Annotated in this window: 12 protein-coding genes; 9 read left to right on the top strand and 3 right to left on the bottom strand. The window is 71.5% G+C overall.

Annotated elements, in window-relative coordinates:
- Positions 1-347: 347 nt before the first annotated feature.
- The 3 genes from ACWCP2_RS37655 to ilvD all read left to right on the top strand — a co-directional run bounded on the left by ACWCP2_RS37655 (position 348) and on the right by ilvD (position 3,848).
- A complete protein-coding gene (locus ACWCP2_RS37655) occupies positions 348-1,181 on the top strand; it encodes a sugar phosphate isomerase/epimerase family protein (protein WP_450913042.1) in 834 nt (277 codons plus the stop codon).
- A complete protein-coding gene (locus ACWCP2_RS37650; protein WP_450913041.1) occupies positions 1,178-1,846 on the top strand; it encodes a TetR/AcrR family transcriptional regulator in 669 nt (222 codons plus the stop codon). The genes ACWCP2_RS37655 and ACWCP2_RS37650 overlap by 4 nt, the downstream gene beginning before the upstream one ends.
- 148 nt (positions 1,847-1,994) lie before the next feature.
- A complete protein-coding gene (gene ilvD, locus ACWCP2_RS37645) occupies positions 1,995-3,848 on the top strand; it encodes a dihydroxy-acid dehydratase (protein ID WP_450913040.1) in 1,854 nt (617 codons plus the stop codon).
- Positions 3,849-3,906: 58 nt separating this feature from the next.
- Here ilvD and ACWCP2_RS37640 read toward each other — a convergent pair whose 3' ends face one another.
- Positions 3,907-6,030: a serine/threonine-protein kinase gene (locus tag ACWCP2_RS37640; RefSeq protein ID WP_450913039.1), complete on the bottom strand. Its 2,124-nt coding sequence runs from the start codon at positions 6,028-6,030 to the stop codon at positions 3,907-3,909.
- A gap of 106 nt (positions 6,031-6,136) precedes the next feature.
- On the opposite strand from ACWCP2_RS37640, the gene ACWCP2_RS37635 reads away from it, so the two are divergent.
- From ACWCP2_RS37635 to proC, 6 genes are all read left to right on the top strand, one after another.
- Positions 6,137-6,439, top strand: coding sequence for a peptidase (locus ACWCP2_RS37635; RefSeq protein WP_450913038.1), 303 nt, complete (start codon positions 6,137-6,139; stop codon positions 6,437-6,439).
- A 22-nt stretch (positions 6,440-6,461) separates the two neighbouring features.
- Positions 6,462-6,821, top strand: a complete 360-nt coding sequence (locus ACWCP2_RS37630) for a hypothetical protein (RefSeq protein ID WP_450913037.1) — start codon at positions 6,462-6,464, stop codon at positions 6,819-6,821.
- Between the two features lie 79 nt (positions 6,822-6,900).
- On the top strand, positions 6,901-7,434 hold the full coding sequence (locus ACWCP2_RS37625) for a hypothetical protein (protein WP_450913043.1): 534 nt from the start codon (positions 6,901-6,903) through the stop codon (positions 7,432-7,434).
- A gap of 68 nt (positions 7,435-7,502) precedes the next feature.
- Positions 7,503-8,321 carry an ABC transporter ATP-binding protein gene (locus ACWCP2_RS37620; RefSeq protein WP_450913036.1) on the top strand — a complete coding sequence of 273 codons (819 nt, stop codon included), beginning with the start codon at positions 7,503-7,505 and terminating at the stop codon, positions 8,319-8,321.
- Complete coding sequence (locus tag ACWCP2_RS37615; protein WP_450913035.1) at positions 8,318-9,055, top strand: ABC transporter permease; 738 nt, start codon at positions 8,318-8,320, stop codon at positions 9,053-9,055. Before ACWCP2_RS37620 ends, ACWCP2_RS37615 begins: the two co-directional genes overlap by 4 nt.
- Positions 9,056-9,168: 113 nt before the next feature.
- Positions 9,169-9,978 carry a pyrroline-5-carboxylate reductase gene (gene proC / locus ACWCP2_RS37610; RefSeq protein ID WP_450913034.1) on the top strand — a complete coding sequence of 270 codons (810 nt, stop codon included), beginning with the start codon at positions 9,169-9,171 and terminating at the stop codon, positions 9,976-9,978.
- Between the two features lie 58 nt (positions 9,979-10,036).
- Here proC and trpS read toward each other — a convergent pair whose 3' ends face one another.
- Positions 10,037-11,035 carry a tryptophan--tRNA ligase gene (trpS, locus tag ACWCP2_RS37605; protein ID WP_450913033.1) on the bottom strand — a complete coding sequence of 333 codons (999 nt, stop codon included), beginning with the start codon at positions 11,033-11,035 and terminating at the stop codon, positions 10,037-10,039.
- 480 nt (positions 11,036-11,515) lie between these two features.
- Positions 11,516-11,792 (bottom strand): hypothetical protein (locus tag ACWCP2_RS37600; RefSeq protein WP_450913032.1); only part of this gene is annotated, 277 nt, incomplete at its 5' end.

The following is an 11,792-nucleotide window of genomic DNA, read 5'->3' as shown; positions in this document are numbered from 1 at the left end:
GTCTGGGGCGGAGCCCCAGGTCTTTGGGGTCCGGGCGCAGCCCGGTGCCCCCCATTTAGCCTCGCCGGCGTTTGAGGCGCGGGTCCGGGCAGCGCCCGGGGAACGGTGGAAGGGTGGGTAGGGGACTTCGCCCCGCAGGGCCAACCCGCAGGGCGGCCGCCCGGGCCCGGTCACCGCAGGGCCGGGAGGGCCAACCACGGGCGCGGCCGGCCCAGGGCCGGTCAGCGCAGGGCTGCGCAAGGGGCCCCGTGGGGCCCAGGGCTGCGCAAGGGGCCCCGTGGGGCCTGACAGGTCAGGGGGTCGTGGGGGCGGCCCGGCCTCCACCACGACCCCGATACCCTGTCCCCGTGGCAGAACCAGTCCGGATCCCGACCGCGAAAGTCGCCCTTTCCACCGCCTCCGTCTACCCGGAGTCCACGGCGACCGCCTTCGAGATCGCCGCGCGCCTCGGCTACGACGGCGTCGAGGTCATGGTCTGGACGGACCCCGTCAGCCAGGACGTCGACGCGCTGCGCCGCCTCTCCGACCACCACCGGGTCCCGATCCTGGCGATCCACGCCCCCTGCCTCCTCATCACGCAGCGCGTGTGGTCCACCGACCCCTGGACCAAGCTCCAGCGCGCCCAGGCGGCAGCCGAGAAGCTCGGCGCGAGCACGGTGGTCGTGCACCCGCCGTTCCGCTGGCAGCGCCAGTACTCCCGTGACTTCGTGACCGGGATCTGGCGGATGGCGGACGAGACCGACGTCCGGTTCGCCGTCGAGAACATGTACCCCTGGCGCTACCGCGACCGCGAGATGCTCGCCTACGCCCCCGAGTGGGACGTCACCAAGGACGACTACCGCCACTTCACCGTCGACCTCTCGCACACCGCGACCGCCCGCACCGACGCGACCGCGATGATCGACCGGATGGGCGACCGCCTCGCCCACATCCACCTCGCCGACGGAAACGGTTCCGCGAAGGACGAGCACCTCGTCCCCGGCCGCGGCAGCCAGCCCTGCGCGGAACTGCTGGAGCGGCTCGCCGCCACCTCCTTCGACGGGCACGTCGTCATCGAGGTGAACACCCGCCGCGCGATGTCCTCCGCCGAGCGTGAGGCCGACCTCGCCGAGGCCCTGGCCTTCACCCGCCTCCACCTCGCGACCGCGCCCGGCCCGGCCCCCAGGACCCCGCACCCATGACGGACCCCGAGCCGGACCCCGCACCGCCGCAGCCGCCGGACCCCGCCCCGGCGAAGCCGGCGAGGCCCCGCCGCGGCCCCGGCCGCCCCCGCCACGACGAGGCCGACGACGGCCCCGGCACCCAGGAGCGCATCCGCCTCGCGGCCCGCGCCGAGTTCGCCGCGCGCGGCTACGACAAGACCTCCGTGCGCGGGATCGCGAAGGCCGCCGGCGTGGACCCGGCCCTGGTGCACCACTACTTCGGCAGCAAGGACGACCTGTTCGCCGGCGCGATCGAGCTCAGCATGGAGCCCGCCCTCGTCCTGCCCGCGATCATCGGCGCCGGCCCCGACGGCATCGGCGAGCGGCTGGCCCGCTATTTCCTCGGCGTCTGGGAGAACCCGGTCACCCGCACCCCGCTGCTCGCGGTGATCCGCTCGGCCCTCACCCACGAGGCCGCCGCGAAGGTGCTCCGCCGGCTGATCCTGCACCGCCTGCTGGAGCGGATCGCGGCCGACCTCAACGTCCCCGACCCGACGTTCCGCGCCGAGCTCGCCGCCTCCCACATGGTCGGCATCGCGATCCTGCGCTACGTCGTCCAGGTCGAGCCCCTCGCGTCGGCGGACCCGGAGACGATCATCGCCCTGGTGGCCCCCACCCTCCAGCGCTACCTCACCGAGGAATGAAGCCACCCGTGCCCAAGCAATGAGCCGCCCGTCCCGGGATCCGGACAGCCTGTCCGGATCCCGGGCAGGGGGCGTAGCCTCGTAACCGAGCCATATCCACAGTCGCGGCAGGCGCTCCGCGTCACCGCACACATGGGGAGAGAACCCGATGCCCGAGCTGAGGTCCCGCACCGTCACCCACGGCCGCAACATGGCAGGCGCACGTGCCCTGATGCGCGCATCGGGCGTAGCGAGCGCGGACATCGGGAAGCCGATCATCGCGGTCGCCAACTCGTTCACCGAGTTCGTCCCCGGCCACACCCACCTGGCCCCGGTCGGCCGCATCGTCTCCGACGCGATCCTGGCCGCCGGCGCCGTCCCCCGCGAGTTCAACACCATCGCGGTCGACGACGGCATCGCCATGGGCCACGGCGGCATGCTGTACTCCCTGCCCTCCCGCGACCTGATCGCGGACTCGGTCGAGTACATGGTCGAGGCGCACTGCGCCGACGCGCTGATCTGCATCTCCAACTGCGACAAGATCACCCCCGGCATGCTGATGGCCGCCATGCGCCTCAACATCCCGGTCGTCTTCGTCTCCGGCGGCCCGATGGAGGCCGGTCAGGCCACCCTCGTCGACGGCACCGTCCGCAAGCTCGACCTGATCGACGCCATGGTCGACGCCTCGAACGACAGCGTCTCCGACGAGGACGTGCTGCGCATCGAGGAGAACGCCTGTCCCACCTGCGGCAGCTGTTCCGGCATGTTCACCGCCAACTCGATGAACTGCCTCGCCGAGGCCATCGGCCTGGCCCTCCCGGGCAACGGCTCGGTCCTCGCGACGCACACCGCCCGCCGCGCCCTGTACGAGGACGCCGGCCGCACGATCGTCGAGATCACCAAGCGCTACTACGAGCAGGACGACGAGTCGGTCCTGCCCCGCAACATCGCGACCCGCCAGGCCTTCGAGAACGCCATGGCCCTCGACATCGCCATGGGCGGCTCCACGAACACGATCCTGCACCTCCTCGCCGCCGCGCAGGAAGCAGGTCTGGACTACGACCTCACGGACATCGACGAGATCTCCCGCCGGGTCCCGTGCCTCGCCAAGGTCGCGCCGAACGTGGCGCCCGGCGGCACGTACTACATGGAGGACATCCACCGCGCCGGCGGCATCCCCGCCCTCCTCGGCGAGCTGCACCGCGGCGGCCTGCTCAACAAGGACGTCACCTCGGTCCACTCCGCCAACCTGGAGGAGTGGCTCGCGAAGTGGGACGTCCGCTCCGGAACGGCCCCCGAGGACGTCGTGGAGCTGTGGCACGCGGGTCCCGGCTGCCAGCGTTCCGCCTCCGCGTTCTCCCAGTCCGAGCGCTGGGACACCCTCGACCTCGACGCCGAGGGCGGCTGCATCCGCTCCGTCCAGCACGCGTACTCCAAGGACGGCGGCCTCGCCGTCCTGCGCGGCAACATCGCGGTCGACGGCTGCGTCGTGAAGACCGCGGGCGTCGACGAGTCGATCTGGACCTTCGAGGGCCCGGCCGTGGTCTGCGAATCGCAGGACGAGGCCGTCGACAAGATCCTCCGCAAGGAGATCAAGGCGGGCGACGTGGTCGTCATCCGCTACGAGGGCCCGCGCGGCGGTCCCGGCATGCAGGAGATGCTCTACCCGACGTCCTTCCTCAAGGGCCGCGGCCTCGGCAAGGTCTGCGCCCTGATCACGGACGGCCGCTTCTCCGGCGGCACCTCGGGCCTCTCCATCGGCCACGCCTCCCCGGAGGCGGCCTCGGGCGGCTCCATCGCGGTCGTGGAGGACGGCGACCGCATCCGCATCGACATCCCGAACCGCTCGATCGAGCTCCTGGTCGACGACGCCACGCTGGCCGCCCGCCACGAGGCGCTGGGCGGCGTCTACGCCCCGAAGAACCGCGAGCGCAAGGTCTCCGCGGCCCTGCGCGCCTACGCCGCGATGGCGACGAGCGCCGACAAGGGCGCGGTCCGCGACGTCAGCCTCCTGGAGCGCTGACCCCGTACGTTCCGCTCCCGGCCCCGCCCGACACCCGTCGGACGGGGCCGTCCGCGTCTCACCACCCGGCGGGATCCCCCGCCGCCACGGCGAACACGCTCCCGTCGGGCGCCGACGCGTACACCCGCCCGTCCCCGACGACGGGCGCGGGCAGACTCGCCGCGAAGGTGGCCTTCCCGGAGCCCATGCGGGGCTTGGTCTGCCCTGCCGGTTTCCCGTCGGTACCGAACGCGAGCAACCGCCCGTCCGGCGCGGTCATGAAGACGTGCCCGTCGGCGACCACCGGCCGGGATGCGCTCGCCAAGCCGGTGTCGATACGCCAGGTCTCCTTGGTCGCGCTTACGGCGGCCAGCGCACCGGGGGCTCCGAAGACGTAGACGATTCCGTCCGGCCCCACTGCTCCCTGAGAGTCGTAGAGCGGCGCCGTCAGTCGCACTCGGGTCACGGCACGCGTACCCAGGTCGACCCGTACGACCGCGCCGGTCCCCCCCACGTCATCGCTGTCCAGCATGTACATCCCGCCTCCCGAGACTCCGATCGGCCGCAACAGCCCGGCTGCCCGGGTCTGCCAGCGCACCGTCCCGCTCGCCGGGTCCACCGCGGAAAGATGCGTCGACTTGCCGTCGGCCTTCGGCGTAGCCCCGTACAGCACGAGCCCGCCGGGTCCGTCCGGTCCGCCCCACCAGACGGAGCCCGGTCCACCGAGCGGCTTCGTCCAGCGGGGGGAGCCCGTCGCCGGGTCCAGTGCCGTGAGCGTTCCGTCCGTCGTCGCGATCAGTACGGTCGCTGCGACGGACACGAGGCTTGAGCCTCCGGGGAGGTCCCGTCGCCAGCGCTCGGTACCGGTCGATACGTCCCATGCCTGGAGTCGCTCGCTGCCCTGCGCAATCGTGAAAACGAGTCCGCCCCCGAACACGGGCGCCTTGCTGTTCGCCGTCGGGGCGCGGGGAGCCGCTGCCGGTACGGTCCACAACGCGGCCCCGTTCGTGGGATCGAGTCGTGCCACGGTCGCTCCGGGCCCGGAGCAGTACAGCGCCAGGGTCTGCCAGGCGCACGCGGCGCCGCGATCCCCGAACCGTACCGACCACGGCATGGGTCGTCCGGGTGCGCTTGCCGACGGGGCGGCGCTTGATTCGGCAGCCTTGCCGCTGGAGCCCGAAGCCGGCCCCGTCCCGTGCTCGGGCCACAGGTATCCGCCCGCGGCCCCGGCCGCCAACAGCAGCCCGAGCCCTGCCGAGACGGCCACCCGGGTCCGCCGCCTGCTTCTGGGAGCCGGGGGGACGATCCGCTCCCGCCGGTGCGTGACCTCCTCGTCGGGCACCGGCTGCCTCGGCCGCGGGATGAAGGCCTGAGTGTCCTGATCCGTCGGGTACGCCACCGCCCGCAGCGCCACGATCAGCGCATCCGCACTCGGCCGCTCCGCCGGATCCTTGGCCAGGCACTGCGCGACCAGAGGCACGAGCCGCTCCGGCAGACCGGTCAGGTCGGGCTCGCTGTGCACCACCTGGTACGCCACGAGGTAATGGCTGTCGGAGTCGAAGGGCCCCCGCCCGGTCGCCGCGTACACGAGCACTGCCCCGAGGGCGAACACATCGGCCGCGGTTCCCACCTCCCGGGGCCGCTGGAACTGCTCCGGCGCCATGAAGGGCGGGGTCCCGATCAGCTTGCCCGTCTCGGTGCGCAGATCGCTGTCCGCCGGCCGCGAGATCCCGAAGTCGATGACCCGCACCCCGTCCGGGGCCATCAGCACGTTGCTGGGCTTCAGGTCCCGGTGCACGACCCCCGCCCGGTGGATGTCCCGCAGGGCCTCCGCCAGCCCGGCCGCGAGCCGCGCCAGCTCCTTCGATTCCAGTACGCGGTCCCGTACCCGCTCGGAGAGCGTGGGGGAGTCGATGAACAACGTGGCCATCCAAGGCCGTTCGGCATCAGGGTCCGCGTCCACCACTGGCGCGGTGAACGCTCCGCTCACCCTTCGCGCGGCCGCGACCTCCTGCCGGAACCGCGCCCGGAACTCGGGGTCCACGGCGTGCTGAGGATGAACGATCTTGACGGCGAGTTTCAGCCCCGACTCGGAGGTGGCCAGGTGGACGACACCCATGCCGCCGGAACCGAGCACGGACTCGAGCCGGTACTGCCCGGCGTACTCCGGAAAGCCCGCGTAGTCCGTCCGCGCTGAACGCACCGCTCACCACCCCCGCCGGAGCCTAGTCGATGGCCCGTGCGATTCTCCAAGGTCCTGCTACCCTGCGCGAGTTGCGCAGGGCAACGCCCTAGGGGGGTTATTCCGTATGTCCGTTGAGAGCGATTCAAGCCAAGTCGAGAGCCTGACCTCGGGGTCGGGATTCCCGACGTTCCCGGTCGCGCCCGGCTATCGGGTGAACGTCCGTAGCGGCCCCGGCACCAATTACTCGGTCACCCGAGTCCTCACGCTCGGCGCGTCCGTCGGCGTCCGCTGCCAGTGCGAGGGGACGACCGTCACCGGGCCGTACGGCACCACGTCCATCTGGGACAACATCGCCAACGGTGAGTTCATCTCCGACGCCTACGTGAAGACGGGCAGCGACGGCTACATCACCAGCCGCTGTGGCTGACCGTGCGGGGGTGGAGAAGAAGATGATCAGCAGACGACGCATGCTCGGCCTGGGAAGTTCCGTGGTCGCCGCAGTACCGGCGATCGTGCTCGCGGGGGCGAGTGGGGCAGCCGCTGCCGGAGGGGGGTCGGGATTCCCGACGTTCCCGGTCGCGCCCGGCTACCGGGTGAACGTCCGCAACGGCCCCGGCACCAACTACGCGATCGTCCGGGTCCTTCCGGCCGGTGCGACCGTCGGGATCCGCTGCCAGTGTGATGGCATGTCCATCACCGGCCCGTACGGCACCACCACCATCTGGGACAACATCGCCAACGGTGAGTTCATCTCCGACGCATACGTGAAGACCGGTAGTGACGGCTACATCACCAGCCGCTGCGGCTGAGACCCACCCGCACCCATCCGGTCCATCTCACGGCCCGCCCCGTGAGACACCCCGGGCCCACCCCGCCCGGCGGGGGATAATCGCTGGTGTGAGCGACGACCAGCGAGACCAGACCCCCGCCGAGCCGGCCCCCGCCGTGCCCACCGGCCCCGAGCCCGAGCCGATCCGGTTCTTCGGCACCACCTGGGTGAACCACGACGGCGGCTACGGCGCGCGCCGCGCCGGTGTGGGCCTGGGTGCGCTGGTCCTCGCCGTCATCAGCGCCTTCCTGCTGCGCTTCTCCTACGAGGGCCTGGAGATCGGCAACGTCGGCGCGTTCCTCAGCATCTCGGTCGTCGTCCTCTTCGCGATCGCCAGCGCCATCGCCTTCGTGAAGACCTGGGAGTCCTTCAGCCGCCGCCAGCCCCCGTCCTCCGACGAGACGGCCCTCAAGGGCCTGAAGGCGATCGGTTTCATCGGCAGCCTCATCGCGTACTTCCTGCGCTGCTTCGTCGAGGCCCCCGGCGAGAAGCTGCGCCGTACCGAGTACGAGCGCGCCACGGCCGAGTTCGCCCGCCGGCGCGGTGCCCGTACCGGCAACCCGGCCGCCCGCCGCCCCAAGCGCAATAAGTAGCCCCGGCCCGCAGCGAGGCACCCGCTCCAGCCTTGCGCCGGGGCACAGCCGGGAGCATTATTCATCACATGATGAATAACCAAGCGGCCGCCGCCGTCCACGCCGACGGCCTCACCGTCCGCCGCGGCACCGGCCGCACCCCCCGCACCGTCCTCGACGGCCTCTCCTTCGACGTCCCCCGCGGCCGCATCACCGGCCTCCTCGGCCCCTCCGGCTGCGGAAAATCCACCCTCATGCGCGCCGTCGTCGGCACCCAGGCCCACGTCACCGGCACCCTCGACGTCCTCGGCCACCCCGCCGGCCACCCGGGACTGCGCTCCCGCATCGGGTACGTCACCCAGGCGCCCTCCGTCTACGACGACCTCACCGTCCGGCAGAACCTCGACTACTTCGCCGCGATCCTCGACCCCGGCCGCGCCGCCGCCGAGCGCCGCCGCGAGACCGTCACCCGCGCCATCGCCGACGTCGACCTCACCACCCACACCACCGCCCTCGCCGGCAACCTCTCCGGCGGCCAGCGCAACCGGGTCTCCCTCGCGGTCGCCCTCCTCGGCAGTCCCGAGCTCCTCGTCCTCGACGAGCCGACCGTCGGCCTGGACCCGGTCCTGCGCCGCGACCTGTGGAACCTCTTCCACGACATCGCCACCACCCGCGGCGCCACGCTCCTCGTCTCCTCCCACGTCATGGACGAAGCCGAGCGCTGCCACGACCTCCTCCTCATGCGCGAGGGCCGCATCCTCGCGCAGGACACCCCCGAGGCACTGCGCACCCGTACGAACGCCGACACCGTCGAAGAGGGCTTCCTCCGCCTCGTGGACGCCGCCAACGCGGAAGCCGCCACCAGCACGGAAGCCGCCACCAGCACGCCCCACGGGAGCACCCGATGAGCACCGCCCGCACCGCCGCCACCGCCGCCCGCGTCCTGCGCCAGCTCCGCCACGACCCGCGCTCGATCGCGCTGATGCTGCTGGTCCCCGTACTGATGCTGGTCCTGCTCCGCTACGTCTTCGACGGCAGCCCGCGGACCTTCAACGGCATCGGCGCGTCCCTCCTCGGGATCTTCCCCCTCATCACGATGTTCCTGATCACCTCCATCGCGACCCTGCGCGAGCGGACCTCCGGCACCCTCGAACGGCTCCTCGCCATGCCGCTCGGCAAGGGCGACCTCATCGCCGGCTACGCCCTCGCCTTCGGCGCCATGGCGGTCGTCCAGTCCCTGCTCGCCACCGGCGTCGCGCTCTGGGTCCTCGGCCTCGACGTCGTCGGCTCCCCGTGGCTGCTCCTGCTCGTCGCCCTCCTCGACGCCCTGCTCGGCACCGCACTGGGCCTCTTCGTCTCCGCCTTCGCGGCCTCCGAGTTCCAGGCCGTCCAGTTCATGCCGGCCGTGATCTTCCCCCAGCTCCTGCTGTGCGGTCTCTTCGCGGCCCGCGACACCATGCAGCCCGTCCTCGAAGCGCTCTCGAACGTGCTGCCCATGTCGTACGCCGTCGACGGCATGAACCAGGTCCTCACCCACACCGACATGACCGCCGACTTCGTCCGCGACGCCGTCGTCGTCGCCGGATGCGCCCTCCTGGTCCTCACCCTCGGCGCCGCCACCCTCCGGCGCCGCACGCCCTGACCGGACGGCCTGACCGCAGTCCGGACAGCCCGTCGCCGTTCCGTGCACGAGTGCAAGGATGAGGACGCAAACCATGCATGCGTGCACGAACAGTTCGGCGAGGTGAATCGGGCATGACCCAGACAGTCGCAGTCCTCGGTACCGGCAAGATCGGCGAGGCCCTGCTCAGCGGGATGATCCGCGGCGGTTGGCCCGCCGCCAAGCTCCTCGTCACCGCCCGCCGCCCCGAACGCGCCGAGGAGCTCCGCACCCGCTACGGCGTCGAGGCCGTCACCAACGCCGAGGCCGCCAAGCGCGCCGACACGCTCATCCTCACCGTGAAGCCGCAGGACATGGGCAAGCTCCTCGAAGAGCTCGCCCCGCACCTCCCCGCCGACCGCCTGGTCATCAGCGGCGCGGCCGGCATCCCGACCTCCTTCTTCGAGGAGCGCCTCGCCCCGGGCACCCCCGTCGTCCGCGTCATGACGAACACCCCCGCCCTCGTCGACGAGGCCATGTCCGTCATCTCCGCCGGCAGCCACGCCACCGCCGAGCACCTCGCGCACACCGAGGAGATCTTCGGCGGCGTCGGAAAGACCCTGCGCGTCCCGGAATCCCAGCAGGACGCGGCCACCGCCCTCTCCGGCTCCGGCCCCGCGTACTTCTACTACCTCGTCGAGGCCATGACCGACGCCGGCATCCTCCTCGGACTGCCCCGCGCCCAGGCGCACGACCTCATCGTCCAGGCCGCCGTCGGCGCCGCCGTCATGCTCCGCGACAGCGGCGAACACCCGGTCAAGCTCCGCGAGGCCGTCACCTCCCCGGCCGGCACCACCATCAACGCGATCGTGGAGCTGGAGAAGCACGGCGTACGGGCGGCCCTGATCGCCGCCCTCGAAGCGGCCCGCGACCGCAGCCGCGAACTCGCCTCCGGCAACAGCTGACACCCGCCGACCGCTACGGGGCTGCGCACGCAGCCCCGTAGGGACCGGCCCCACCCCCTCAGGGCTCCAGCAGCCCGATGGCCCGGTACGCCGCGTCGACCACGGGCCGCGCGATCGCCCGCGCCCGCCCGGCCCCCGCGCGCAGCACCGCCTCCACCGTCCCCGGATCGGCCGCGAGCTCCGCGTGCCGTACGCGGACGGGCCGCAGCAGTTCCACGACGGCCTCGGCCACGTCCCGCTTGAGCGCCCCGTACCCGGTGTACCCGTCGGCGAGCGCGGCCGGCTCGCCCCCGGTGCAGGCGGCGAGGACGTCCAGCAGGTTCGCGACCCCCGGACGCCCGGCCGGGTCGTAGACCACCCCGCCGTCCCCGCTGTCGGTGACGGCCCGCATCACCTTCTTCCGTACGGCATCGGGCTCGTCGAGGATGAACACCACCCCGGGCCCCGCGTCGCCGGACTTGCCCATCTTCGACCGCGGATCCTGAAGGTCCATGACCCGCGCCGCCACCACCGGATGCGTGGCCCTGGGCACGGTGAAGGTGTGCCCGTACCGCTGGTTGAACCGCACCGCCAGATCCCGGGTCAGCTCGACGTGCTGGCGCTGGTCCTCCCCGACGGGCACCTCACCGGTCCGGTACGCCAGGATGTCGGCGGCCATCAGCACGGGATAGGTGAGCAGCGACAGCCGTACCCCGTCCCCCGCGGCTTGCGCCTTCGCCGCCTTCTCCTTGTACTGCACCATCCGCCGCAGCTCCCCGTCCGAAGCGGTGCACTCCAGCAGATAGGAGAGCCGGGCGTGCTCGTCCACGTGGCTCTGCACGAAGAGCGTGCACTTCTCGGGAGTCAGCCCGGCGGCGAGCAGCAGCGTCGCCGCCTGCCGGCTGAGCCGGCGCACCCGGGCCGGATCGTGCTCGACGGTCAGGGCGTGCAGATCGACCACGCAGAACAGCGCCTCGTCGGGCTCCTGCTCGGCGGCGACCCACTGGCGTACGGCCCCCAGGTAGTTCCCCAGCGTCAGATGCCCCGTCGGCTTGACCCCGCTGAAGATCCTCGTCATGTCCCTGCTCCCTGTTCGTGTCGGTGTGGGCGTCGACGCCACCGCGCCGGGCGGCCGGGCCACTCCCGGGAGGGGAGAAACGAAAAACGGCCGCCGGGATCGGCGGCCGTCGAGCGCGTGCGTGCTCGCGTGGTCGGTCGGCCGCCGTCAGGCGGCCCACCAGCGGAGGTCGAGCGTGAGCGCACGCGTAGTCATGGGGGAGAGGCTAGACCCTGAGGGGTGAGGAGGGCATGAGGTTTCCGCGCTCCGCGGGGCGGGTCAGCCCGGGGTTGACACACCTGTGCCGGATCCGTAAGGTTCTTCGAGTTGTCCGAAGTGAGCAACCGACCCCGGTCGGTCCCCGGACAGCCATCCCGCACTACACATTCGAACGAACGACTCACTTTGTCGTCCCGTTTTCATGCGTATTTGCGAATGAGGAATCCGCGTTCACGGACGCGGCCGCCGATTAGGTTCGGGGGCAAGGAATCCGCTACTGTCTCACTCGTCGCAAGGGCCCAACAGCCCGAACGGCAAACCCCGTTGACTGGGAGTCAGGCCCGAAAGGATCTGATAGAGTCGAACTCGCCGGAAAGGGAAAACGCGAAAGCGGAGGACCTGGAAGGCGGAAAACAAGCGAGACAGACTCTGATAGAGTCTGAAACGCAAGAACAGAACAGAATGAAAGCCCGGAGGAAAGCCCGAGAGGGTGAGTACAAAGGAAGCGTCCGTTCCTTGAGAACTCAACAGCGTGCCAAAAATCAACGCCAAAAAGTTG

The organism is Streptomyces sp. NPDC002104 (assembly GCF_053593795.1).
Note: the sequence above shows the minus strand (reverse complement) of the source record. Positions and strands in the feature narration are given on the sequence as shown.

Excerpts from the sequence above, each read along its gene's own strand:
- ACWCP2_RS37650 (WP_450913041.1), top strand. The coding sequence starts at position 1,178 with ATGACGGACCCCGAGCCGGACCCCGCACCGCCGCAGCCGCCGGACCCC.
- ilvD (WP_450913040.1), top strand. The coding sequence starts at position 1,995 with ATGCCCGAGCTGAGGTCCCGCACCGTCACCCACGGCCGCAACATGGCA.
- ACWCP2_RS37635 (WP_450913038.1), top strand. The coding sequence starts at position 6,137 with ATGTCCGTTGAGAGCGATTCAAGCCAAGTCGAGAGCCTGACCTCGGGG.
- ACWCP2_RS37630 (WP_450913037.1), top strand. The coding sequence starts at position 6,462 with ATGATCAGCAGACGACGCATGCTCGGCCTGGGAAGTTCCGTGGTCGCC.
- ACWCP2_RS37620 (WP_450913036.1), top strand. The coding sequence starts at position 7,503 with ATGATGAATAACCAAGCGGCCGCCGCCGTCCACGCCGACGGCCTCACC.
- ACWCP2_RS37615 (WP_450913035.1), top strand. The coding sequence starts at position 8,318 with ATGAGCACCGCCCGCACCGCCGCCACCGCCGCCCGCGTCCTGCGCCAG.
- proC (WP_450913034.1), top strand. The coding sequence starts at position 9,169 with ATGACCCAGACAGTCGCAGTCCTCGGTACCGGCAAGATCGGCGAGGCC.
- trpS (WP_450913033.1), bottom strand. The coding sequence starts at position 11,035 with ATGACGAGGATCTTCAGCGGGGTCAAGCCGACGGGGCATCTGACGCTG.